Raw genomic sequence first — 24,978 nt, 5'->3', positions numbered from 1 at the left:
TGATGCAGCAATCCAATTTTCCTTCTTCCCGGCTCGCGCTATGGATGGCCATGGTGGCCGCCTGGCCCGTGCAAGGGCTGGCCGCCGCCGGGTCCGTGCAGTTCGCGACGGGGGATGTGCAACTGCGCCGTGGTGCTGTGGTGGCAGCAGCCACGAAAGGGTCCGAGGTAGAAAGCGGCGACGTGGTCGTGACGGGTGCGGGCGGCCGTGCGCAAATCCGTTTCTCGGACGGCGGCCTGGTGGCGCTGTACCCGGATTCGCAATTCACCGTGACCCGCTACGCTGATACGGGCGACCCGGCCCAGGAGAATTTTGCGGTCAGCCTGCTGCGAGGCGGCATGCGCGCTGTGACGGGCCTGATCGGCAAACGCAATCCGCAAAACTACAAGGTCACCACACCAACGGCCGTGGTGGGCATTCGCGGCTCGGCCTTTTTGGTGGCGTTCAATGACCAGGGTGAACTGGTGGTGTCCGGGGAGCAGGATGAAATCGAGGTGTGTACCGAGGCAGGCTGCGTGGGCGTGAAGGCCGGTGAATCGGTGCGTGTGGTGTCTAGCAGTCAATTGCCGTTTTACACCCACACACGGGCCGTGCTGCCGTTGCCACCGCCACCCGTGCCGTTTGCCGCGGGCGAGCAAATAGGCGGTGGTGAACGGGTAACACCGGACCCCACGGTGCCGGAGCCGCCGCCTGTCCCCGTGCCTCCACCCCCACCAGCGCCCTCTGTGCCAACGCCTGCACCAGTGCCGGTCCCGCCACCAGGGCCATTCGATCCGTCTGTGCCTGCGCCGCCGCCGGTCACAGGTACACCCACGCCGACCACTCCGCCCACAACACGGCCTCCAGGTCAGACAACACCGCCCACCACGACGCCACCGCCCACTGCGGCACCGCCTACGACGCCTCCAGTGGTGCGGCCGCCCATTTTTGTGTTGCCACCCATCGTGCGGCCCATTTTTGTGCTGCCGCCGATCGCGGTTCCTCCGCCACCGCCCATCATCCGCTGAGCGGTTTCAATGGGCGGGTGGACAGGCGCTGCGGATCACAGTTGGTAGAACGACTTGATCAGCTCCCACGCTTCCTGCGGGTCATCGGTGTAGTGGAAGAGCTTCAGGTCTTGGGCGGAGATCGTGCCTTCTTCGACCAACACCTCGAAGTTGACCAGGCGCTTCCAGTAGTCCGTGCCAAACAGCACGATGGGCACGGGCTTGGCTTTTTTGGTCTGCACCAGGGTGAGCACTTCAAACAGCTCGTCCAGCGTGCCAAAGCCGCCGGGGAAGGCCACCAGGGCCTTGGCGCGCATCATGAAGTGCATCTTGCGCAGTGCAAAGTAGTGGAACTTGAAGCTCAATGACGGTGAAATAAACCGGTTGCCGCTTTGTTCGTGGGGCAGCGCAATGTTCAGGCCCACGTTGAGGGCGCCCATGTCATGCGCGCCGCGGTTGGCGGCCTCCATGATGCCGGGGCCACCGCCGGTGCAGATGTAGATGCGGTCCGCCGGCGGCTGGTGTTCGCTGTGTTTGGCCACCACCCGCCCAAACTGGCGGGCCAGGTCGTAGTAGCGGGCGTTGCGCACGGCCTGGTGGGCGCGTTGCAGGCGGACTTCATCGCCGCTGGCTTCGGCCTCGGCCAACTGGGCGGCGGCTTCGTCGGGCGCCACAAAGCGGGCGCTGCCGTACACCACCACCGTGTTTTCAATGCCTTGTTCGGCTTGGCCCAGGTCGGGCTTGAGCATTTCCAGCTGAAAGCGGATGCCCCGCGTCTCGCGGCGGAGCAAAAATTCCGGGTCGGCAAACGCAAGGCGATAAGCGTCGGCGTGCAGTGGGTTGCCGCCCGCCGCATGGCTTTGTAGTTCTGCCCAGGCATCGGCCAGACGGCTGTCGTTCAGTTGGGTGTTGGCTTCCATGGAAGGCTCGCGGTGTCAGTGGGGTTGAAGAAGAAGAGGAGGAGGGGCGAAGCGCAAAACCGCGAAGACGGGGAAGGCAGGTAGGGACGTTTTGCAGGGTCTTCAGCGGATTGCTTCGAATGCAGGGAGAGAGCGGTTTAATACGAAAATGGCCTCTAGCGCAATTCCATCAAGCGCGGGATGCTATCAAATATGAAGCGGTTTGCAAGCCCAGCACGGTCAGGCCGAGGGAGCCCACCAAATGCAGGGCGGTGGTGCCCACGGCCGCAAGGTAGCGCTGCGCCATCAGCATCTGCACCACTTCGGCAGAAAAGCTGGAGAACGTGGTGAGGGCGCCTAGAAACCCGGTGACCAGTGCCAGGCGCCACACGGGGTCCAGCTGGGGCATGGCGTGGAACGTTGCCACGCACAGTCCCACCAGATAGCCGCCGATGAGGTTGGCCGCCAGCGTGCCCCAGGGGATCGTGCCGCCGGGGCTGAGCCACAAACCCAGGCGCCAACGCGCCAGCGCGCCCACAGAGGCACCGATGCAGATGGCGAGGACGTTCAGCATCGGGCGATTGTCGCTGAAAGAATGGCGGCTTCTGAACCGCTTCGTGTCCTCCCCTGGTGGGAAGACGCCCTCGCTGCGGGCTGCCCCTGTTGGCGTCCCGCCGATGGGCCGCGCCAGGTTTCAGCGCGCCGACATCTGCTGCGGCAGCCAGGTGACGATGCCAGGGAAGATGTAGATCAGGGCCACAGCAGCGCACATCAGCAAGAACATGGGCAGCGCGACCTTGGCGATCCAGGGTAGCTGGCGCCCGGTCATGCCTTGCAGCACAAACAGGTTAAAGCCCACGGGGGGCGTGATCTGTGCCATCTCGACCACCAGCACCACAAAAATGCCGAACCAGATCGGGTCGATGCCTGCGGCCTGCACCGTTGGCATGAGTACACCCATCGTCAGTACCACCATGGAGATGCCATCCAGGAAGCAGCCCAGGATGATGAAGAAGACGGCCAGTGCGGCGATCAGCTGCGCCTGGTTCAACCCCAGCGAGGCAATCCATTCGGCCAGATGGCGGGGCAGCCCGATGTAGCCCATGGACAGCGTCAGAAAGGCGGCGCCCGCGAGAATGAGCGCGATCATGCAGTACAACCGAGTGGCACCCATGAGCGAGTCTTTGAATGTGCCCCAGCTCATGGAGCCTTGAACGGCTGAGAGCACCAGGGAGCCGACTACACCCACTGCAGCGGCTTCGGTGGCGGTTGCAAAGCCCGTGTAGATCGAGCCCAGCACCGCGGCAATGAGCAGCACCACCGGGATCAGGCTTCGCGACTCGGACAGTTTCTCTGCAAAGGTCATGCTGCGGTCCGCGGCAGGCACCTGGTCGGGGTTGCGCAGTGCCCAGACGATGATGTAGCCCGAAAACAGCGCTGCCAGCAGAATGCCCGGCAGCACGCCGGCAATGAACAGCTGCGAGATCGACACCTCAGCCGATACCCCGTACACGATCATGATGATCGATGGCGGGATCAGCAGGCCCAGCGTACTGGCGCCAGCGAGCGTGCCGACCACCATGTTCTCCGGGTAGCCGCGGCGGGTCAGCTCGGGCAGCGTCATCTTGCCGATGGTCGCGCAGGTAGCGGCGCTTGACCCCGACACCGCTGCAAAGATGGTGCAACCCACCACGTTGGTGTGCAGCAAACGCCCTGGCAGCAACTGAACCCAGGGCGCCAAGCCCTTGAACATGTCTTGCGACAAGCGGGTGCGAAACAGAATCTCGCCCATCCAGATGAACAGGGGCAGGGCCGTGAGCGTCCAGCTCGATGCCGACCCCCAGATGGTCACCGCCATGGCATCACCCGCGGGGCGCGAAGAGAACAACTGCATGCCGATCCACGCCACGCCTGACAGCGTGAGCCCGATCCACACACCGCTGCCCAGAATCAGGAACAGCGAAAGCACCAGCAAGCCGGTAATGGCGAGATCACTCATGGTCGGGGGCCTGCAGGGTGTGGGTTGGTGGTGTTGATTGGGGAGCGGCGAGGGGCAACAGGCGACAGGCCATGGCGCAGCGGTGCGCTTGCAGGGGCATCATTCATTGCGCAGTTGCTCGTCGGGGTTGTGGCGCGTGCGGCGGCCCAGCAGCTCCAGCACCAGCTCGTCCACAAATGCCAGCGCCAGCACCACCGTGCCCAGCGCCATCGCAATCTGCGGAATCCACAGCGGGGTGGCGTCGCTGCCGGTGGAGATGTCGTGGAACTCGTGCGACTGCCACGCCAGCTTGCAGCTGTAGTAGGCAAACAGCACGGCCAGCAGGGTGGCAATGCCCAGCGACCAAATCTCAAAACCCTGCTTCCAGCGGCCCTTGAGCGCGTTGAGCAGCAGCGTCACACGGATGTGCTCGCCGCGCTTGAGGGTATGGGCCAGCGCCAGAAACCCGGCGGCGGCCATCAGATAGCCTGCATAGGCGTCGGTGCCCGGCACATGAAAGTTCAACTGGCGGCTGAGGATGGACAACAGCACCATGCCCAGCAGCCCCACCATGAAAAGCGCTGCCACCGCGGCAGCGCCGTCATACACAAAATCGAGCAATCGACGCATAAAACAGGCGGGTTTCTTTTTTTACTTGCGGTACGCGTCAATCAGCGCCTTGCCTTCGGGGCCGGCCTTGTCCAGCCATTCCTTGAGCATGGTGTCGCCGACCTTGGCCATGTCGGCCTTCAGTTGGGCGGGTGGGGCTTCCACGGCCATGCCATTGGCCTTGAGCTTGGCGATGGTGTCGGTGTTGACCTTGGCGCTGTTGGCCCAGCCGCGCGCTTCAGCGTCGGCACCGGCCTTGACCAGCGCGTCCTGCAGCGGCTTTTCCAGCGCGTCAAAGGCTTTCTTGTTCACCAGCACGGCGTTCTTGGGCAGCCAGGCCTGGGTGTCGTAGTAATACTTGAGGTGCTCGTACAGCTTGCTGTCCACGCCCGTGGCGCCCGAGGTCATGGTCGACTCGACCACGCCGGTGGCCAGCGCCTGCGAGAACTCGGCGGCCTGCACGGTCACCGGCTGCGCGCCCACCAGTTCGGCGATGCGTGCGGTGGCGGGGCTGTAGGCGCGCCACTTGATGCCCTTCAGGTCGGCAGCGCTCGTCAGCGGCTTCTTGGTGTAGATGCCTTGGGGCGGCCACGCCACGGCGTACAGCAGCACCATGCCTTGTTCGGCCAGCTTCTTTTCGAGGAAGGGTTTTTGGGCAGCGTAGAGCTTCTTCGAAGCGTCGTAGCTGTCGGCCAGGAACGGCAGGCCGTCCACACCAAAGAGCTGCCACTCGTTCTGGAAGTTGGCCAGCAGGATCTCGCCCATCTGCGCCTGGCCGCCTTGCACGGCGCGCTTGATTTCAGGCGCCTTGAACAGTGCGGCGTTGGCATGCACCGTGATCTTGAGCTTGCCGCCGGTGGCCTTGTCCACATCGCCCGCTAGTTGCACCATGTTCTCGGTGTGGAAGTTGGTGGCGGGGTACGCTGCGGCCAGGTCCCATTTGGTCTGGGCAAAAGCCGAGGTGACAGACAGACCAGCAACCAGGGCCAGGCTGAGTGCGGTGACGGGGAAGATTCGACGCTTCATGGGTGAGCTCCGCAGGGTTGGGTGTCAATGAATACGAGAGGGCACTGTATCGGAAGCCGATCAAATTGCGATAGGTGTTTTGCCTAAACGCTGACAAATTGCCAACGAATTGCCATCGACTTGCCTACAATGCCCCATGCATATCCCGTGCCAATGGCAGATCAACCTTGGATCGACCTCGTCATGAAATCCCAAGCCAAGCCCAAGACTGATTCCGGCCCCATCGTGTCGTCATCGCACCTGGTGTCTGCGCAGAGTGCGGAGATGAGCGAGTTTGAATTTGGCCTCATCGTGGCGGGCAACGCGTTTCACCGCTGGGTGGTGCATTGCATGGCGGCTGCAGGCCTCAAAGACCTGATGCCGCTGGATGTGGTGGTGCTGCACCATGTGTCGCACCGGGCGCGCGACAAACGGCTGGCCGACATCTGCTTCATCATGAATGTGGAAGACACACACTTGGTGAACTACTCGCTCAAAAAGCTGCAAACCCTGGGCGTGGTCGCCTCGCAAAAGAACGGCAAGGAAGTGACCTACGCCGCCACCGACTCGGGCCGCGCCTACGTGCAGCGCTACCGCGAGATTCGTGAAAGCTGCCTGATTGACGCGTTGAATGCCGACGATGCGCTGAACCGCGACATCGGTGAGTTGGCCCGCTTGCTGCGTGTGTTGTCCGGCATGTACGACCAAGCGGCGCGGTCTGCCGCATCGCTGTGACCGCTTCCACTCCTGTTGTTTGAAAATTTGAATAAAAAGTGGCTCTAGCGCTTATTCATAAAGCGCTGATAGCTATACATTGAATAGCATTGATATGTCCAACCAACCCAACCCCTTGTCCCGCTGGCAGTTCTGGATCGACCGCGGGGGCACCTTCACCGACGTGGTCGGCAAGCGCCCAGATGGCAGCTTGGTCACGCACAAGCTGCTGTCTGAAAACCCCGAACAGTACAAAGACGCGGCCGTGGCGGGCATTCGCCACCTGCTGGGCCTGAAGCCCGGCGAGGCGGTGACGCCCGAGCTGGTGGAGTGCGTGAAGATGGGCACTACCGTGGCCACCAACGCGCTGCTGGAACGCAAGGGCGAGCCCACGCTGCTCATCACCACCAAGGGTTTCAAGGACGCGCTGCGCATCGCGTACCAGAACCGTCCGCGTCTGTTTGACCGACGCATCGTGCTGCCTGAGCTGCTGTACGAGCGCGTGATTGAGGCACAGGAGCGCGTGGGCGCACACGGCGATGTGATCGAGCCACTGGACGAAGCCCACCTCAAGGAACGCCTGTGGGCCGCTTATGACGCGGGCCTGCGCAGCGCCGCCATCGTGTTCATGCACGGCTACCGCTACACAGCACACGAAGAAGCCGCCGCGCGCCTTGCGCGCGAAGCGGGCTTCACGCAGGTGAGCGCATCGCACGCCACCAGCCCCATGATGAAGCTGGTGAGCCGGGGCGACACCACGGTGGTCGATGCATACCTATCACCCATCCTGCGCCGCTATGTGGACCAGGTGGCCAGCGAGATGCCGGGCGTGCAACTGTTCTTCATGCAGTCATCGGGCGGGCTGACCGATGCCCAGGTATTTCAGGGCAAGGACGCGATCCTGTCCGGCCCCGCTGGCGGCATCGTCGGCATGGCGCGCACAGCCGGGTTGGCAGGTCACGACAAGGTCATCGGTTTTGACATGGGCGGCACCAGCACCGATGTGAGCCACTACGCGGGCGAGTTCGAGCGCGAGTTCGAGACTCAGGTGGCGGGCGTGCGCATGCGTGCGCCCATGATGAGCATCCACACCGTCGCTGCAGGCGGTGGCTCCATCCTGGGTTTTGACGGTGCTCGTTTCCGCGTGGGCCCGCAGAGTGCAGGCGCCAACCCCGGCCCGGCCAGCTATCGCCGGGGCGGCCCGCTGGCCGTGACGGATGCGAACGTGATGGTCGGCAAGATCCAGCCCGCGCACTTCCCGAAGGTGTTTGGCCATGCGGCCAATGAGGCGCTGGATGGCGATGCGGTTGCACAGAAATTTGCAGCAATGGCTACGCAGACCGGTCGGCAAGCCGAGGATGTTGCCCACGGCTTCATCCAGATTGCCGTGCAACAGATGGCCAACGCCATCAAGAAAATCAGCGTGGCGCGTGGTTATGACGTGACGCGCTACACGCTGCAGTGTTTTGGTGGCGCGGGCGGCCAGCATGCGTGTCTGGTGGCCGATGCGCTGGGTATGACCCGTGTATTCGTCCATCCGCTGGCCGGGGTGTTGAGCGCCTACGGCATGGGCCTGGCGGATCAGAACGTGATCCGCGAGCAGGCGGTGGAGGCCAAGCTGGCGCCCGAGGCGCTGGCAGGCGTTGAAGCCACGTTGGATCAGTTAGCCACCACCGCACGCACCGAGCTGGAGCGCCAGCAGTCGGGCAGCGGCACAGCCGTGGTGCATCGCCGCGTGCATGTGCGCTACGAAGGTAGCGACTCCGCGCTCATCGTGCCGTTTGGTTCGATGGCCGAGATCAGCGCCGCGTTCGAGAACGCCTACCGCCAGCGCTTCGCCTTCCTCATGCAGGGCAAGGGCCTGGTGGTAGAGGCCGTGTCGGTTGAGGCCGTGGTGCCCGGCGACGCGCCGGTGGAGCCGCGCCACGCACTGCAGCCCGCGCGCGAAGTGCCGCGCCGCAGCACCGTGCGCATGTACACCGGCGGTGTGGACGGCGTGGCCGCCTGGCACGACGCCGCCCTGGTGGTGCGCGAGGATTTGCGCCCTGGCGACGTGATCCCCGGCCCGGCCATCATTGCCGAGAAGAACGCCACCACCATCGTGGAGCCCGGCTGGGAGGCCGAGCTGACCGAGCTGGACCACCTGCTGCTCAACCGCCGCGTGGCGCGCGCCGTGCAGCATGCTGTGGGCACCACGGTGGACCCGGTGCTGCTGGAGGTGTTTAACAACCTGTTCATGAACATTGCCGAGCAGATGGGGCTGCAACTGCAGAACACGGCGTACTCGGTGAACATCAAGGAGCGACTGGATTTCAGCTGCGCGTTGTTCGACACTGCGGGCAACCTGATCGCCAACGCGCCGCACATGCCCGTGCATCTGGGTTCCATGGGCGAAAGCATCAAGACGGTGATCCGCGAGAACGCGGGTCGCATGCAGCCCGGCGATGTGTTTGTGCTCAACGACCCGTACCACGGCGGTACGCACTTGCCAGACATCACGGTCATCACGCCGGTCTACATCGCCGACGAGGCCGAGCCCACTTTCTATGTGGGTAGCCGGGGCCACCATGCCGACGTAGGTGGCACCACACCGGGCTCCATGCCACCGTTCTCCACGCGCATCGAGGAAGAGGGCGTGCAGATCAACAACGTGAAGCTGGTCGAGCGCGGCGTGCTGCGTGAGGCCGAGATGATTGCGCTGCTCGAAAGCGGCGAATACCCCAGCCGCAACCCGCAGCAAAACATGGCCGATTTGCGCGCGCAGATCGCTGCCAATGAAAAGGGCCAGCAGGAGCTGCGCCGCATGGTGGCCGAGTTTGGCCTCGGCGTCGTTCAGGCCTACATGCGCCATGTGCAGGACAACGCCGAAGAGTCCGTGCGCCGTGTCATCACGCGCCTGAAGGACGGTGCGTTCACGCTGCCGCTGGACAACGGCGCGCAGATCAGCGTGGCCGTGAAGGTGGATGCCACTAACCGCAGCGCCACCATCGACTTCACAGGCACCAGCCCGCAGCAGACCAACAACTTCAACGCGCCCACGGCGGTGTGCATGGCGGCGGTGCTGTATGTGTTCCGCACGCTGGTGGACGACGACATTCCGCTGAACGCGGGGTGCCTCAAGCCGCTCAACGTGATCATCCCGCCCGGCAGCATGCTCAACCCCAACCCGCCAGCCTCGGTGGTGGCTGGCAATGTGGAAACCTCCACCTGCATCACCAATGCGCTGTACGGCGCGCTGGGCCTGATGGCGGCGGGGCAGTGCACCATGAACAACTTCACTTTTGGCAGCACGCGCTACCAGTACTACGAGACCATTTCGGGCGGCAGCGGCGCGGGCGGTGTGTGGGGTGCTGATGGACAACTGGCAGGCGGTTTTGACGGCACCAGCGTCGTGCAGTGCCACATGACCAATTCGCGCCTGACAGACCCCGAGGTGCTGGAGTTCCGCTTCCCGGTGCGGCTGGAGGGCTACGAGATACGCAAGGGCTCGGGCGGCGCCGGGCAGTACAAGGGCGGTGATGGCGGCATCCGCCGCGTGCGTTTTCTGGAGCCCATGACGGCCAGCATTTTGTCCAACGGCCGCCACCATGGCGCGTTTGGCATGGCGGGTGGCCAGCCGGGGGCCGTGGGCATCAACAAAGTGGTGCGCAGCGATGGCCGGGTGGAGCTGCTGGACCACATTGGCCAGGCCGAAATGCTGCCGGGCGATGTGTTTGAAATCCACACGCCGGGTGGCGGGGGATTCGGCATCTCAGGCCAAAAATAATGGTCAAAATGGCCACTAGCGCTTATCCAATAAGCGCTAGTAGCTATTAAATCAGGAGTCCTGGGGCTCTGAAGGCGCTTGAGGGTGGCTCAGGCTGGGCGGCACATCCTGCCCCATTTGCCGTGCGCGGAACAGCGCGGCGCGCATCAGAAAGATCGACATGATCGGCACCGTGATGGCGACGAACACGGCGATCAGCAGCGCATGCAGCGCGAGGCTGCTGTCGGCCACTGAAAAGTACAGCACCGTGCCATGCATGATCAGCCAGCAGCCCAGCGTGGCGATGATGGCGGGCGCATGCACGCGTTCAAAAAACGTGGGCAGGCGCAGCAGGCCGGTGGAGCCCAGCAGCGCCAGCGCCGCGCCCGACAGGACCAGCACGGCGACGATGATTTCAAGCCACAGGGGCAAGACAGCTTCGGTCATTCGATCACCTCGCCACGCAGCAAAAACTTGGCCATGGCCATGGAGCCGACAAAACTGAACAACGCCAGCAGCAACGCGGCCTCGAAGTAATTCTTGCTGCCATACAGCAGGCCCAGCACCAGCATCACCAGCATGCCGCTCAGGTACATGCAGTCGAGCGCCAGTACCCGGTCTTGTGCAGACGGGCCTTTGAGCAGGCGGATCAGCGCGCAGCCCATGGCCAGGGCCAGCATGAACAAGGCGATGGGCAGGGCCCAGTCAAGCACAGGGGTCACGGTGGTGGTCATTCGAAAATCTCCATCAGCGGGCATTCATAGCTTTTTTTGACCTTGGCCACGATGCCCTCGGGGTCGTCCAGCTCCAACACATGCAGCAGCAGCATGCTGCGGTCCAGCGACAGTTCGGCCCAGGCTGTGCCAGGCGTGATGCACACCACCATGGCCAGCACGGCCAGGCCGTTGGGGTCGCGCAGGTCGAGCGGGATGTGCACAAACCCGGCGGGGTGCTTGCGGTGGGCCGGTGACAGCAGCAGCCGCGCGACGGAAAGGTTGGACAACACGGTGTCCTTGGCCACCGTGAGCGCGAGGCGCAGTACAGCGCCGGGCTTGCGGATGCGCACAGGCAGGGGACGCAGGCCTGCGGTGAGCAGCGGTATGGCAATGCCCATCACGCCGCCCAGCGCGAAGTGGCCCACGCTGAGGCTGCGGTTGAGCACCAGCCAGAGCCCCAGCAACGCCAGGGACAGCAAGGGGGCGGGCACCAGTCGCTGCAGCGGTCTGCGACGGGCGGGTTGGGCGGCGGGCTTGTCCACGGCTGCAGCGCGGGCGTTCTCTTGGCTTTCTTTGTGGTGGGGCGTCATGGTGTGCCGCCTTGTACAGGTGCCGCAGTGCCCTGCGCGGGTGAAGTGCTGCTCGGGGGCGGGGTGGGCACGGGGGCTGCCGTCATGATGGCGCGCACGTAGGTGGCGGGGGCATGCAGCGCGTCGGCGGTGGCCTGGGTGTAGCGCATCACCGCGCTCGCCTGCCACACCAGCGCCGCGCAGGCCACCAGCAGCATGGCAATCGGCAGGCCTTCCAGCACCAGCAGTTGGGGTGCTGCACGGCCTTGTGCGGACCAGAAATGGCGAATGCCCGAGCGTGTGAGCGCCAGCAGAGCGATGAGCCCCGAAACCACCAGCAAGGCCACCAGCATCCAGCCTGCGGCGCCCAGTTGAAAGCCGTTGGATGAGCCCAGCCCCAGCGGGTTGAGCAGCGCATGGATCATGGCGAACTTGCCCACAAAGCCCGGCAAGGGCGGCAGGCCCGCAATGATCAGCGTGCAGGCCATGAAGGCCAGGCCCAGAAACGCGGCGGCGGCAGGGATCACCTTGCCGATCAACGCTTGCTCCTTGTCGTCCAGGTTGATGCCGTCGGTGGGCACCAGGTCGGCCGAAAGAAAGGGGGCGTCGTCGGTCTGCTCGTAGGGTGCGAGGTTGGAGCCGTTGTTGCGCCAGCGGTCGATCAGGTCGCTGAGCAGAAACAGCGCACTGATGGCCAGCGTGGAGCCGAGCATGTAATACAGCAACCCGCCCGTGAGCAGGTTTTGCCCAAAGCCCACGGCGGCCAGCAAGGTGCCCGACGACAGGATGGCCGCGAACCCGGCCAGATGCCCCAGTCGCTGCGAGCCCAGCATGCCGATGGCGCCAAACGCCAGGGTGAGCATGCCGCCACCAATGAGCCATTGGCTGCCGAACTGCGCCGAATCACCGGCCTCTGCGCCAAACAGCAGCGTCCACAGCCGCAGCACGCTGTACACGCCCACCTTGGTCATCAGCGCAAACAGGGCGCCCACGGGGGCGGTGGCGGCGCTGTAGGCGGGCACCAGCCAGAAGTTGAGCGGCCACACGGCGGCCTTGATGAGAAACGCCACCGCCAAAATAGCTGCCGCTGCATGCAGCAGGCCACGGTCGGCCGGTGCAATGCCCGCCATGCTCTGCGCCAGGTCGGCCATGTTGAGCGTGCCGGTGATGCCGTAGAGCATCGACACCCCGATGAGGAACAGCGACGACGCGGCCAGATTGATGGCGATGTAGTGCAGGCCCGCCGACACGCGCGGCCGACCCGAGCCATGCAGCAGCAGGCCGTAGGACGCGGCCAGCATGATCTCGAAAAACACGAACAGGTTGAACAGGTCGGCCGTCAGAAACGCGCCGGCTAGGCCCATCAGCTGGAACTGGAACAGGGGGTGAAAGTGCACCCCCGCCCGGTGCCAGCGCGCGGCCGAAAACAGCACCGTGGCCAGCGCCACCGTGCTGCTGAGCACCAGCATCATGGCCGACAGCCGGTCGATGGCCAGCACGATGCCGTAGGGCGCGGGCCAGTTGCCGGGCAGGTACACGCCCAGGCTGGTCTGCACACCAGGCTCCTTGGCCTGCACCAGCAGCAGCACGGCCACCACCAGGCCCAGAAACGTCGCCACGATGTTGAGCGTGACCTTGGTGCGCTGGCGCTCTTCGCGCAGCAACAGCATCAGCCCGGCGGCCACCATCGGCAGCGCGATGGGCGCCAGGATGAGGTGTGGCATCAGCCCTTGCAGAAAAAATTCCATGGCTGTCATGGCAGTGCTCCATGGCGATGCGCGTGAAGCGAGCGCGCGCCAAGCCCGGGCAGCCGAGCTAGGGCCGCCCCGACGCGAGGGCTGCGTCCCCCTGCCCGCAGCGCGCAGCGCTGCGAGAGCGGGGGGAGGGCGCGAAGCGCCTCAGGGGGGTGTCCGAATTCTTTCACGGCATCTCCTGCGCGTCCTTGGCGCGGGCGCCGTCCACATGGTCGGTGCCCGACATGCCGCGCGAGGCCAGCAGCACCACCAGAAACAGCGCGGTCATGGCAAAGCCGATCACGATGGCCGTGAGCGTCAGCGCCTGGGGCATGGGGTCGGCGTAATGGGCTAGGTCCTGCGGCAGGCCGGGCTGCAGCACGGGTTCCTTGTCAATGGCCAGGCCCAGGCGCCCCATGCTGAAGATGAACAAATTGACCGCATACGACAGCAACGACAGTCCCATGATGACCTGGAAGGTGCGGGGGCGCAGCAGCAGCCAGACGCCCGAACCGGTAAGCACGCCAATGGCCAGGGCCAGTATCAGTTCCATGAGGTTTCTCCCCGTCCGTTGGTGGCGATGTCGCTGGCGTTGTCGTTGTCGTGTGCGGTGTCTGCCGCGTCGGCTTCGGCTGCATCGGCAGCGCGCGCATTGTTGTAGCGGTGGCTGCGCACCGATTGGTGGGCAATGCCGGTGAGGATGAGCAGGGTGGAGCCCACCACCAGCGTGAACACGCCAATGTCAAAGAACAGCGCGCTGGCAATGTGGACCTCGCCCAACACCGGCACGGTGAGGTGGGCGGTGTGGCTGGTCAGAAATGGAAAGCCCCAGAACAGCGCACCCAGGCCCGTTGCCAGAGCGGTGAGCAGCCCGATCCCGATCCACCGGCGCGGGTACAGCGGCAGATGCGCCTCGACCCACGAGGTGCCCGAGACGATGTACTGCAGCAGCAGTGCCACCGAAAACACCAACCCCGCCACGAAACCGCCACCCGGTTCGTTGTGCCCGCGCATGAAGATGTACATGGACACCAGCGTGGCAAACGGCAGCAGCAAGCGCACCAGCACGGCGGGGACCATGAGGTAGCCAATCGCGGTGTCGGCGGTCTGGCGCGGGTTGGCCAGGTCGGTGTCCACATCGGCGGGCAGGGCCCGTTGCTGCGGCGGCAAATCCATCACCTCGCGTGCAGGCCTGAAGCGCCGAAGCAGCGCATAGACCGTCAACGCCACGATGCCCAGCACCACGATTTCGCCAAAGGTGTCAAAACCGCGAAAGTCCACCAGCATCACGTTGACCACGTTGGTGCCACCGCCGCCAGTGAGCGCGTTTTCCAGAAAGAAGGTGGAGGTGCTGTCCGGGAACGGGCGGCTCATCATCGCGAACGAGAGCAGGGCCATGCCCGCGCCGGTGACCAGCGCCAAGGTCATGTCGCGGTAGCGGCGCAGCTGCGTGCGCTGCGCTTCGGCCAGTGTGGGAACCCGCAGGCTTTCGTCCCGGCGTGGCAGCCAGCGCAGACCCAGCAAAATCAGGATGGTGGTGACGATTTCCACCACGATTTGCGTGAGCGCCAGGTCAGGTGCCGAGAACCACAGGAAAGTCAGGCACACACACAGCCCAGACCCACCCAGCAGCGTGAGCGCCGCCAGCCGGTGGTACTTGGCCTGCCAGGCCGCGGCCATGGCACACAGCCCGCCGAGCAACCAGATGAGTGCAAAGGCGGGCGACAGCGGCAACTGGGCGCGGTCGCCAATGGGCAGTCCCCGTGCCCACAGCGGCAACACACCCGCCACCAGCGCGGCGCTCACCAGCCAGAGCATTTGCCACTGCAGGCGCCCGGTGCCCAGCAGGCGGCGGCCGCTGCGCCCGGCCAGGGACACCGCGGCCAGGAAACCTTCAAACAAGCGCTGGCCGTTGATGTGTTGCATGAGCGGCGGCGCATCGAGCGTGCCCCGCGCGCGGTGCCAGCGCAGCGCCGCGTACAGCGCTATGCCACCACCCAGCGCAATGAGGCTCATCACAAACGGAGTGTTGAAACCGTGCCAGACGGCCAGACTGTAGGTGGGTAACTCGCCCCCTACCACGGGCTTTGCGGCGGCTGCCAGATAGGCACCTACCGACCACGCAGGCAGTGTGCCCACCACCAGGCAGGCCAGTACCAGCAGCTCCACCGGCACACGCATCCAGTGGGGAGGCTCGTGGGGCGGGCGGGGCAGGTCGGTGGCGGGTGGGCCCCAGAACACGTCCACCGTAAAGCGCAGTGAATACGCCACGCTGAACATGCCCGCCACGGTGGCGGCCACGGGCAGCAGCCATTCCAGCATCGGCGTGGTGTTCACATACACCGTCTCCGCAAAAAACATTTCCTTCGAAAGAAACCCGTTGAGTAACGGCACACCGGCCATGGCCGCACTGGCCACCATGGCCAGGGTGGCGGTGATGGGCATCATCCTGCGCAGCCCGGACAGCCGCCGGATGTCGCGCGTGCCACTTTCGTGGTCGACGATGCCCACCGCCATGAACAGCGATGCCTTGAAGGTCGCGTGGTTCATGATGTGGAACACCGCGGCCACGGCAGCCAGCGGGCTGTTAAGCCCCAGCAGCAGGGTGATGAGGCCCAGGTGCGAGATGGTCGAATACGCCAGAAGTCCTTTGAGGTCGTTCTGGAACATGGCTGCATAGCCTCCCACGAGCAAAGTGCACAGGCCCGCGCCCCCCACCAGCCAGAACCATTCCTCAGTGCCCGCCAGTGCGGGCCACAAGCGTGCCATCAAGAACACACCTGCCTTGACCATGGTGGCCGAGTGCAGATAGGCCGACACAGGGGTAGGCGCCGCCATGGCGTTGGGCAGCCAGAAGTGAAAGGGGAACTGCGCGCTTTTGGTCAGCGCGCCCAACAGGATCAACACCAGCGCTGTCAGGTACAGCGGGTGCGCCTTGATCAGTGCGCCCGCGACCAGCACATGATCCAGGTCATAGCTGCCCACAATATGGCCCAGCACCAGCATGCCCGCCAGCATGGCCAGGCCGCCCGTGCCGGTGACCGTGAGCGCCATGCGCGCGCCACGCCGCGCATCCTTGCGGTGGTGCCAGTAGCCGATCAGCAAAAACGAGAACAGGCTGGTCAGCTCCCAGAAGAACGCGATCTGAATGATGTTGCCCGAGAGCACCACGCCCACCATCGCGCCCATGAATGCGAGGAAGAACGCAAAGAAGCGCGGCACTGGGTCGGCCGCCGACATGTAATAGCGCGCGTACAGCACCACCAGGCCGCCCACGCCCAGCACCAGCATGCAGAACATCCAGGCAAAGCCGTCCATGCGGATGATGAGGTTCAGCCCCAGTGCAGGCAGCCAAGCGATTTCCTGGCGCAGCACGCCGCCGTCTGCAATCTCTGGAAAGTAGAGCGCAGCCTGTACGGTGCAAAAGAGGGCAATCAGCCCCGCCAGCGTGGATTCGGTATTGCGGGCATTGGCGGGCAAAACCGCTGCCAGCAGGCTGCCGATGAAGGGGAGAAGAATGAGGGTGATCAGGGGCATGCGCGGGCAATTTTAGGCGGTGAAGATAAAAGCCTTTTGACTGCACGGCCCATGGTTTGAATGAAGGCTGTGCGGGGTGCAAAAAAAAAGCCCGCTGAAGCGGGCTTTGCGACTGCGTAGCGTGCTTATTTTTTGGTAGCAGCGTCTGCGGTTGTGGCGGCGGCAGGTGCCTGTGCCACGGGCGCTACAGCTGCAGGCTTGTCTTCTGTCTTGGCCTTGCTGGTAGCTGCCTTCTTGTCAGCAGCGTTGGTGTCCTTGTCCTTCTTGGCGGCCGCTTTGTCTGCTTTGGCATCCGCTTTTGCGACTGCGGCAGCGCTGAACTTCTTGCCGTTCACGGTCAGGCCTTCAGATGAAAACTTGGCCGCAGATTTTTCGCCTACGCCGCCTACGCGGGCGATGAAGTCACTCCAGTCCTTGAAGTTGCTGTTCTTGCGCTCGTCCAGGATTTTGGTGGAGAGGCTGGGGCCGATGCCCTTGATGCCGTCCAGCTCGGCGGCGGTGGCTTTGTTCACGTCCACCGCTGCAAACGCGGCGGCGGCATACAACAGGGTGATGATGAGCAGTATTTTTTTGAACACGATGGAACTCCCTCGGTGTGTAGATGGATGGTTTTTTTCGCAGCCAGACCCCGCAAAGATTCACTGGTTCTCGGACTGCGCGGCCATCTTATCTACGGCTGAGAAGGCGGTGTAGCCAGTTGTTTCAGCGGCTCAGAGCTCTTCGACGCGGCGTGCCGGGTAGCTGTCCCAGGTCTGGCAACCGGGGCATTGCCAGAAATGCTGGCGCGCCTCAAAACCGCAGGCCGCGCAGCGGTAGCGGGTGAGCGGCTTGACGGCATGGTCCAGCGCGCGCTGGATCTGGGGGTGGAATTCTTCGTGTTCCAGCTTTTCTGTGGCCAGCCATTTGGCTGCGGCCACCAATGACCGTTCCTTGTCCAGGTGCTGCACATAACGTTGCCGCGCCGTGTCGCGCGTGGCTTCGTTGGCGGACTCGATGGCAACGATGCTTTCCAGTACATCGAGCGAGGGGTTGAGTGTGTAGTGCGCCTGCAGGAGGGCTTGAACTTCGGGAAGTTCGCCAGTGGCCGTGGCGGCCTCGACCATCAGCGGGGCCGCCAGTGGCAACGCAGCGGGGTTGCGCTCGCCCAGTGTCTTGAGGGTGGACAACACGGCCGCAGATTGCCCCATGAGCCGCTGCAGGCGCGCCATTTCAATGCGTGCGCGTGCAGCATCGGGCGCCGCGGCCACGGCCTGGTCCAGCAGCGCCTTGGCGCCAGGCAGGTCACCTTGGGCGATGAGCGCCAACGCCTGCTCGCAGAGGTAATGCGCCTGGCGGGTGCTGAAGTCGCCCTGGTCAGCTGCATGCATCTTGCGGGCAATGGTGGCGGCGTGTGGCCAGTCGCGCGAGCGTTCGTAGATGGCCAGCAGTGCCAGGCGGGCCTGTGATTCAAAGGGGGTTCCTTCCAGGCGGTGCAAGGCATCTTCGGCCCGGTCGAGCAGGCCGGCCTTCAGGAAGTCGAGCGCCAGCGCATGCTGCGCACGCTCGCGGTCGGTGCGGCTGAGGTCGCCGCGCGACAGCAGGTGTTCGTGCACGCGCACGGCGCGGTCGTATTCGCCCCGGCGACGGAACAAATTGCCCAGTGCAAAGTGCAGTTCCGACGTGTCGGGGTCGTTCTGTACCGCCTCGATGAAGGCATCAATGGCTTGGTCCTGCTGCTCGTTGAGCAAAAAGTTCAGCCCTTTGAAGTAAGCCTTGGGTGCCCGGCGGTTCTCGGCACGCAACTGGCGCAGGTCAAACCGCGACGCCAGCCAGCCGAAAACAAAGGCGACTGGCAGGCCCAGCAGGATCCAGCTCAGGTCAAATTCCATGGACGGAGGGCAGGTCGGGAGGTGGAGGAGGGGCGGGCGTGGCGTTGGAAGTCGTGGCGGTAGCCGCAGGCGTCACGATGACCGCCTGCGCTCGGCGCGCGGCATTGCGGTGCTGCCACCAGCGAGGCACCATGCCCAGCGCCCCCACGGCCAGCCCTGCGGCAAAAGCGGTCAGGACCACCAGCACCAGTGGCGCGCGCCATTGCGTGCCAAAGAAAAAGTGCACGGTCGCGTCTTGCTGGTTGTTCAAGGCAAAAGCGAACAACGTAAAAAAAATGGCTGCCTTGAGCAGCCACAGGAGGTATTTCATCGGTCTCCCCAGTGGTGGGGCGATTCTAAGAGCTTGGGCCTGGCGGGTCGTAGGGCCAGCATCCCATGAGAATTTAGGTCAAATAGGCCTCTAGCGCTTATCCATAAAGCGCTATTAGCTATCATTTTTGAATAGAGGCGCCGCCTGCTATTCCTGACTTTTCTTCCATTTCGGCGGTGCGTTTGTCCACGGCTTCACGCAGGGCCTTGCCGGGCTTGAAGTGTGGCACCCGCTTTTCTGGAATGGCCACGGCCTCGCCACTGCGCGGATTGCGGCCCATGCGGGGAGGGCGGTGGTTGACCGAGAAGCTGCCAAAGCCCCGGATCTCGATGCGGTGCCCACGCACCAGCGCGTCCCCTACGGCGTCCAGAATGGTCTTGACGGCGTATTCGGCATCGCGGTGTGTGAGCTGGCCAAACCGTGCGGCCAGTTCTTCGACGAGGTCTGAGCGGGTCATGGAGTCTTGGGGCATAGGCGGGCTGCTGCGGCTGAATGAGGAGCGGGCGCCGAGGCGCCCGCGGTATGACCATATAAGGAGCCTCTGCACGAATCATCGCGTCGTGTGCATCTGCGGACTCGGGCGGTCTGCGTTGTTGCAAATGCTCGCAATAGCGATGGCTATTGCTGTGCTTTGCGCCTAGCAGCCCACCGCGATCCGCAGCGCACACTTTCCGCTCGATTGTGCAGATGCTCCTTAACGGGTCAGCGTTTTACTTTTCCGAGTTGTCCAGCTTGGCGCGCAGCAGGGCGCCCAGGCTGGTCGTGCCGGCGCTTTCGCGGCTCGATTGCTGGCTCAGGTTGGCCATGGCGCCTTGCTCGTCGATCATGTCCTTTTGCTTGATCGACAGCTGGATGTTGCGGGTCTTGCGATCCACATTGACCACCACAGCAGTGACTTCGTCGCCTTCCTTGAGCACGTTGCGGGCATCTTCCACGCGGTCGCGGGAGATTTCCGAAGCACGCAGGTAACCGATGATGTCTTCGCCGAGGTCGATTTCAGCGCCACGGGCGTCCACGGTCTTGACCTTGCCGGTCACCGTTTGGCCCTTGTCGTTCACGGTCACGAAGGTCGTGAATGGGTCGCCGTCGAGCTGCTTGATACCCAGCGAGATGCGTTCGCGGTCCACGTCCACAGCCAACACGATGGCTTCGACTTCTTGGCCCTTCTTGTAGTTGCGCACGGCGGCTTCGCCGGTTTCGTTCCACGACAGGTCGGACAAGTGCACCAGGCCGTCGATGCCGGCAGCCAGACCCACGAACACGCCGAAGTCGGTGATCGACTTGATAGGACCCTTGACGCGGTCACCGCGCTTCGTGTCCTGGGCGAATTCTTGCCATGGGTTGGCCTTGCACTGCTTCATGCCCAGGCTGATACGGCGCTTGTCCTCGTCGATTTCCAGAACCATGACTTCGACTTCGTCGCCCAGCGAAACCAGCTTGGCGGGAGCGATGTTCTTGTTGGTCCAGTCCATTTCAGACACGTGCACCAGGCCTTCGATGCCGGGTTCGAGTTCAACGAATGCGCCGTAGTCGGCAATGTTCGTGATCTTGCCGAACAGGCGGGTCGATTGTGGGTAGCGGCGGTTCACGCCCATCCATGGGTCGTCGCCCATTTGCTTCAGACCCAGCGAGACGCGGTTCTTTTCGGTATCGAACTTCAGGATCTTGGCGGTGATTTCTTGACCCGCGGTCACCACTTCGGAAGGGTGACGCACACGGCGCCATGCCATGTCGGTGATGTGCAGCAGGCCGTCGATGCCGCCCAGGTCCACGAACGCACCGTATTCGGTGATGTTCTTGACCACGCCTTGAACGATGGAGCCTTCCTTCAGGGTTTCCATCAGCTTGGCGCGCTCTTCGCCCATGGAGGCTTCCACCACAGCGCGGCGGCTCAGCACCACGTTGTTGCGCTTGCGGTCCAGCTTGATGACCTTGAATTCCATGGTCTTGTTTTCGTACGGCGTCAGATCCTTGATCGGACGGGTATCGATCAGCGAACCGGGCAGGAATGCGCGGATGCCGTTGACCAGAACGGTCAGACCGCCCTTGACCTTGCCGCTGGTCGTGCCAGTGACGAATTCGCCGGATTCGAGGGCCTTTTCCAGGCTCATCCACGAAGCCAGACGCTTGGCCGTGTCGCGCGACAGGATGGTGTCGCCGTAGCCGTTTTCGATGGAGCCAATGGCCACCGATACGAAGTCACCCACTTGGACTTCGAGTTCGCCCTTGTCGTTCTTGAATTCTTCCAGCGGCACGTAGGCTTCGGACTTGAGGCCAGCGTTGACCACGACGAAGTTGTGCTCGACGCGCACGACTTCAGCGGTGATGACTTCGCCTGGGCGCATTTCCGTACGCGTCAAGGATTCTTCAAAAAGGGCGGCAAAAGATTCGGACATGTGTTTCCTTGCCACAAACAGGATTCCAGTAGCACTATTGCTACTGTTTTTATAGCTGCTTGCGGTGGTTTTTTGCGGTGAAACCGCGGGTTAGGTTAAAGATCCAGACCACCTGGGCGCTGGCGCGCGAGAGGGGCGGTATGGGCCTGTTGCAAGGCCTTTCGGCTTGCTGGGGGCCAGATGATGAGAAATGGCCCCGCACTTTTCAACCCTGCGCAGGGACTGCGAAAGGTTGGCGCTCTTGCCACCAGGTAAGCACCTGCTTGACGGCTTCATCAATCGTCAAGGTGGAGTTGTCCAGGACCAGAGCGTCCTGCGCGGGCTTGAGAGGTGCAACGCTGCGGGTACTGTCCCGGGCGTCGCGCGCTTCCAGATCTGCGCGAAGGTCTTCGATACTAGCCGAAAAACCCTTTGAAATCAACTGTTTATAACGACGCTCGGCGCGGCAGGCGGCGCTGGCCGTCAAGTAGACCTTCAGCGCGGCTCCTGGGAAGATCACCGTGCCCATGTCGCGGCCATCCGCTACCAGCCCCGGCAGGCGCCGAAAGCTGTGTTGCAGGGCCACCAACGCCTCGCGCACCAAGGGAAGGGCCGACACGCGGGATGCATTCATGCCGGCTTCTTCGGTGCGAATGTCATCCGTCACATCGTCGCTGCCCAGCAACACCCGACCGCCTTCAAAGCGCACCGGCAGGGTCTGGGCCATCGCGGCAATGCGTGTTTCGTGGTCCGTATCGATGGCAAAACCCGCCCGCAGGGCGGCCAGGGCCGTGATGCGGTACATCGCGCCAGAGTCCAGAAAACGGTAACCCAGCCGCTGTGCAACCGCAGCCGCCACCGTGCCTTTGCCCGAGGCTGTGGGGCCGTCGATGCAGATCACCGGAATGTGGGCAGTTTCAACCTGAGCCACCGAGAACAAGGCTTCAAAATACTCCGGAAACGTCTTGCCCACGCATTTGGGGTCTTCGATGCGCACGGGCAGGCCCGCCGGGTTGAAGGCTGCGAGCGAGAAGCACATCGCCACGCGGTGGTCGTCGTAGGTGTGGATGCTGGCGGCTTTCCAGTCCTGAACCCGCGCGGGCGGCGTGACGCGAATGAAGTCCGCGCCTTCCTCCACAGTGGCGCCGAGTTTGCGCAGCTCCGCGGCCATGGCGGCGATGCGGTCGGTTTCCTTCACGCGCCAGCTGGCAATGTTGCGCAGCGTGGTGGTGCCTTCGGCATACAAAGCCATCACCGCCAGTGTCATGGCGGCATCGGGGATGTGATTGCAGTCCAGGTCGATGGCCTTCAGCGGCCAGCCCTGTCCGGGCGCGCCCCGCTGGATGTGCAGCCAGTTGGGGCCGCCGGTAATCACAGCGCCCATCGCTTGGGCCGCTTCGACAAAGCGGATGTCGCCCTGGATCGAATCCAGACCAACGCCTTGAATTTTGATGCCTTTTTGGCCCCTGGCGCCTGATGCTATTGCGCCAAGCGCTATGAAATAGCTAGCAGATGAGGCGTCTGCCTCCACATGAATATCGCCGGGCGATTGGTAGCGGCTGCCCGCAGCAATCGTGAACCGCTGCCAATTTTGGTGCTCGACCACGATGCCAAACCGCGCCAACAGCTGCAGTGTGATGGCGATGTAGGGTTTGGAGATCAGCTCGCCCACGACGTCGATCACGATGTTCTGGTTGCCAGCCGCCAGCGGCAGCGCCATCAGCAGGGCGGTCAGGAACTGGCTGGACACGTCGCCGCGCACGCGGATGGGGGCTGCCAGCGCCAAGGGCGGCACGCCGTCTGCGTGGGCAATGCGCAGCGGCGGATACCCGTCGTTGCCCAGGTAGTCGATGTGGCATCCGAGCTGGCGCAGCGCGTCGATCAGGTCACCAATCGGGCGCTCGTGCATGCGCGCCACGCCCGACAGCTCAAATTCGCCGCCCAGCAGTGCCAGCGCTGCGGTAAGAGGGCGCATGGCCGTGCCTGCGTTGCCCAGAAAGAGCTTGGCGGGCGACTGCGGAGTGTGGCCCCCCAGTCCGGTGATGCGGACCGTGCTGCCCGCTTCGTCCACGGTGCAACCGATCTGGCGCAGCGCATCCAGCATGACCCGCGTGTCGTCGGACGCCAGCAGGTCATGCACGGTGGTGGTGCCATGGCTCAGCGCAGCCAGCAGCAAGACGCGGTTGGAGATGCTCTTGGAGCCGGGCAGGTGAACTTCACCTCCAGCAGCGGCAAGCGCAGGGAGGTCGAGGAAAGCGGTGCTGAACATGGGCGAGGCTGAAGGAACAGAGGGGTGCGCGCGGATGCGGGCAAATGGGTTAGCGCGGCTTGGAGGTTCTCTGCGCCCCCATGCGCCAGTGGGCACGGGTTTCACTGGCCAAGGTCAACATGTCTTCCAGCGCCTGCGCATCGCCTTTTTCCATGGCTTGTTCCAGGGTGCGGAGCGCCTGCTGGAACAGTTTGGACTGGGAGATCAGCTCTTCGCGGTTGGACAACAAGATGTCGCGCCACACCTTGGGGTCGCTGGCTGCAATGCGGGTGAAATCCCGGAACCCGGGGCCTGCCAGGGACAGAAATTCGTCGCCGGTCGATTGGCCGGTGATGCTGTTCATCATCGCAAAGGCCAGTACATGCGGCAAATGGCTGACGGCTGCGAAGGCCGCATCATGCGACTCGGGCGACATGCTGGTCACGCGACTGCCCAGCGCCGTCCAGATCTCCTCGGCTTTTTGCAGCTGGGCCGTGAAGGTGCGTTCGGTCGGCGTCAGGATGACCTGGCGTCCGCTGTAAAGGTCGGCCTCGGCATGTTCGACGCCAGACACCTCGCGGCCGGTAATGGGGTGCGCAGGCACAAAAGAGCCCACCTGGTCGCGCAGTGCGCGGCGCGCGGCTTGCACCACATCGGCTTTGGTCGAGCCCACGTCCATGATCAGCATCTGCGGTGTTACCAGGTGCTTGATGGCCTTGAGCGTGGCCTCCGTGGCTGCCACAGGCACGGCGACCAGCACAATGTCGGCGCCCGCAACGGCCAGCAACGCGGATGGCGCTTCGACGTCGATCACGCCCATCTGGCGAGCGCGGTCGGTGGTGGAGGGCGACTTGCTGTAGCCCACCACACGCTTGACCAGTCCGGCCTTCTTCATGGCCAGTGCAAACGAGCCGCCCATGAGCCCGCAGCCGATCAGTCCCAGTTGTTCAAACATGGTGGCGGCTCCTTAGGATGACACGGGGTAGGTTCCCAGAACCTTGTAGAACGCGCAGAGGCTTCGCAGCTCCTCCAGAGCGCGCGCCACGTGGGGCTGGGCAGGGTGACCGTCAAGGTCGATGTAGAAGTAATACTCCCACTGGCCGGTGCGCGCCGGGCGGGACTCAAACCGGGTCATCGACACACCGTGGGCCTTCAGCGGCACCAGCAGATCGTGCACGGCACCCGGCTGGTTGGGGACCGAGACCACCAGGCTGGTGCAGTCCTTGCCCGATGGTGGCGGAGTTTGCAGCGTGTGGGGCAAGCAGATGATGGCAAAACGCGTGCGGTTGTAGGCGTCGTCCTGAATGGCGTGGGCCACGATGTGCAGGCCAAATTGGGTGGCGGCGCGCTCGCTGGACAACGCTGCCCAGCCAGGGTTGGTGGTGGACAGGCGGGCGCCTTCGGCATTGCTGGACACCGGGCGGCGCTCGGCATGGGGCAGGTGTTTGGTCAGCCAGGCCTGGCATTGGGCCAGCGCCTGGGGGTGGGCCATCACCACTTCAATGCCTTCGAGCGAGTTGCTGGTGCGCAGCAGGTTGTGGCGAACCAGCAGGCTGACTTCGCCCACCACATGCGTGGGCGTGTGCAGGAACAGGTCGAGCGAGCGTGTAACCACACCTTCAGTGGAGTTCTCTACGCCCACCACACCGTACTGCGCACTGCCTGCGGCGGTGGCGTGGAACACTT

At 63.8% G+C, this 24,978-nt stretch carries 22 protein-coding genes; 3 read left to right on the top strand and 19 right to left on the bottom strand.

Going from position 1 to position 24,978, the window contains the following annotated elements:
- The first annotated feature begins 2 nt into the window (after positions 1–2).
- Entirely contained in the window at positions 3–1,007 is a 1,005-nt protein-coding gene (locus tag ACK41V_RS12960; RefSeq protein WP_409782948.1) for a FecR domain-containing protein, read from the top strand.
- Between the two features lie 35 nt (positions 1,008–1,042).
- Here ACK41V_RS12960 and ACK41V_RS12955 read toward each other — a convergent pair whose 3' ends face one another.
- From ACK41V_RS12955 to ACK41V_RS12935, 5 genes are all read right to left on the bottom strand, one after another.
- Entirely contained in the window at positions 1,043–1,906 is an 864-nt protein-coding gene (locus ACK41V_RS12955; RefSeq protein ID WP_409782946.1) for a TIGR00730 family Rossman fold protein, read from the bottom strand.
- Positions 1,907–2,075: 169 nt separating this feature from the next.
- Complete coding sequence (gene crcB, locus ACK41V_RS12950) at positions 2,076–2,459, bottom strand: fluoride efflux transporter CrcB (RefSeq protein WP_409782944.1); 384 nt, start codon at positions 2,457–2,459, stop codon at positions 2,076–2,078.
- Positions 2,460–2,579: 120 nt separating this feature from the next.
- The gene (locus ACK41V_RS12945) at positions 2,580–3,884 is read right to left on the bottom strand and encodes a TRAP transporter large permease (protein WP_409782942.1); all 1,305 of its coding nucleotides are present in this window, start codon (positions 3,882–3,884) and stop codon (positions 2,580–2,582) included.
- Between the two features lie 99 nt (positions 3,885–3,983).
- Entirely contained in the window at positions 3,984–4,493 is a 510-nt protein-coding gene (locus tag ACK41V_RS12940; RefSeq protein WP_409782940.1) for a TRAP transporter small permease, read from the bottom strand.
- Positions 4,494–4,514: 21 nt separating this feature from the next.
- Entirely contained in the window at positions 4,515–5,498 is a 984-nt protein-coding gene (locus tag ACK41V_RS12935; RefSeq protein WP_409782938.1) for a TRAP transporter substrate-binding protein, read from the bottom strand.
- A gap of 183 nt (positions 5,499–5,681) precedes the next feature.
- Between ACK41V_RS12935 and ACK41V_RS12930 the strand changes: the two genes are divergently transcribed.
- Together ACK41V_RS12930 and ACK41V_RS12925 are read left to right on the top strand one after the other, a co-directional pair.
- Positions 5,682–6,212: a winged helix DNA-binding protein gene (locus ACK41V_RS12930; RefSeq protein WP_409782936.1), complete on the top strand. Its 531-nt coding sequence runs from the start codon at positions 5,682–5,684 to the stop codon at positions 6,210–6,212.
- 94 nt (positions 6,213–6,306) lie between these two features.
- On the top strand, positions 6,307–9,957 hold the full coding sequence (locus ACK41V_RS12925) for a hydantoinase B/oxoprolinase family protein (RefSeq protein ID WP_409782934.1): 3,651 nt from the start codon (positions 6,307–6,309) through the stop codon (positions 9,955–9,957).
- A 51-nt stretch (positions 9,958–10,008) separates the two neighbouring features.
- Here ACK41V_RS12925 and mnhG read toward each other — a convergent pair whose 3' ends face one another.
- The 14 genes from mnhG to pheA all read right to left on the bottom strand — a co-directional run.
- Positions 10,009–10,383, bottom strand: a complete 375-nt coding sequence (gene mnhG, locus ACK41V_RS12920) for a monovalent cation/H(+) antiporter subunit G (protein WP_409782932.1) — start codon at positions 10,381–10,383, stop codon at positions 10,009–10,011.
- Entirely contained in the window at positions 10,380–10,658 is a 279-nt protein-coding gene (locus tag ACK41V_RS12915; protein WP_010465757.1) for a K+/H+ antiporter subunit F, read from the bottom strand. Before ACK41V_RS12915 ends, mnhG begins: the two co-directional genes overlap by 4 nt.
- Before the next feature lie 8 nt (positions 10,659–10,666).
- Positions 10,667–11,242 carry a Na+/H+ antiporter subunit E gene (locus ACK41V_RS12910; RefSeq protein WP_409782930.1) on the bottom strand — a complete coding sequence of 192 codons (576 nt, stop codon included), beginning with the start codon at positions 11,240–11,242 and terminating at the stop codon, positions 10,667–10,669.
- A complete protein-coding gene (locus ACK41V_RS12905) occupies positions 11,239–12,978 on the bottom strand; it encodes a monovalent cation/H+ antiporter subunit D (protein ID WP_409782928.1) in 1,740 nt (579 codons plus the stop codon). Before ACK41V_RS12905 ends, ACK41V_RS12910 begins: the two co-directional genes overlap by 4 nt.
- 163 nt (positions 12,979–13,141) lie before the next feature.
- Positions 13,142–13,507 (bottom strand): Na+/H+ antiporter subunit C, encoded by a 366-nt coding sequence (locus tag ACK41V_RS12900; RefSeq protein ID WP_409782926.1) that lies wholly within the window; start codon positions 13,505–13,507, stop codon positions 13,142–13,144.
- Complete coding sequence (locus tag ACK41V_RS12895) at positions 13,498–16,491, bottom strand: monovalent cation/H+ antiporter subunit A (RefSeq protein WP_409782924.1); 2,994 nt, start codon at positions 16,489–16,491, stop codon at positions 13,498–13,500. The genes ACK41V_RS12900 and ACK41V_RS12895 overlap by 10 nt, the downstream gene beginning before the upstream one ends.
- 125 nt (positions 16,492–16,616) lie before the next feature.
- Complete coding sequence (locus ACK41V_RS12890; RefSeq protein ID WP_409782922.1) at positions 16,617–17,069, bottom strand: ComEA family DNA-binding protein; 453 nt, start codon at positions 17,067–17,069, stop codon at positions 16,617–16,619.
- Between the two features lie 132 nt (positions 17,070–17,201).
- Positions 17,202–18,359, bottom strand: coding sequence for a lipopolysaccharide assembly protein LapB (gene lapB, locus ACK41V_RS12885; protein ID WP_409782920.1), 1,158 nt, complete (start codon positions 18,357–18,359; stop codon positions 17,202–17,204).
- The gene (locus tag ACK41V_RS12880) at positions 18,349–18,669 is read right to left on the bottom strand and encodes a lipopolysaccharide assembly LapA domain-containing protein (RefSeq protein WP_409782918.1); all 321 of its coding nucleotides are present in this window, start codon (positions 18,667–18,669) and stop codon (positions 18,349–18,351) included. Before ACK41V_RS12880 ends, lapB begins: the two co-directional genes overlap by 11 nt.
- Before the next feature lie 121 nt (positions 18,670–18,790).
- The gene (locus ACK41V_RS12875; RefSeq protein ID WP_409782916.1) at positions 18,791–19,126 is read right to left on the bottom strand and encodes an integration host factor subunit beta; all 336 of its coding nucleotides are present in this window, start codon (positions 19,124–19,126) and stop codon (positions 18,791–18,793) included.
- 253 nt (positions 19,127–19,379) lie between these two features.
- A complete protein-coding gene (gene rpsA, locus ACK41V_RS12870; protein ID WP_409782914.1) occupies positions 19,380–21,080 on the bottom strand; it encodes a 30S ribosomal protein S1 in 1,701 nt (566 codons plus the stop codon).
- Positions 21,081–21,270: 190 nt separating this feature from the next.
- The gene (locus ACK41V_RS12865; RefSeq protein ID WP_409782912.1) at positions 21,271–23,313 is read right to left on the bottom strand and encodes a bifunctional 3-phosphoshikimate 1-carboxyvinyltransferase/cytidylate kinase; all 2,043 of its coding nucleotides are present in this window, start codon (positions 23,311–23,313) and stop codon (positions 21,271–21,273) included.
- Positions 23,314–23,362: 49 nt separating this feature from the next.
- The gene (locus ACK41V_RS12860) at positions 23,363–24,247 is read right to left on the bottom strand and encodes a prephenate dehydrogenase (RefSeq protein WP_409782910.1); all 885 of its coding nucleotides are present in this window, start codon (positions 24,245–24,247) and stop codon (positions 23,363–23,365) included.
- A gap of 12 nt (positions 24,248–24,259) precedes the next feature.
- Positions 24,260–24,978: prephenate dehydratase (gene pheA, locus ACK41V_RS12855; protein WP_409782908.1), on the bottom strand; the 719-nt coding region annotated here is incomplete at its 5' end.

The organism is Acidovorax sp., assembly GCF_046291265.1.
Lineage (GTDB): Bacteria > Pseudomonadota > Gammaproteobacteria > Burkholderiales > Burkholderiaceae_C > Acidovorax.
Note: the sequence above shows the minus strand (reverse complement) of the source record. Positions and strands in the feature narration are given on the sequence as shown.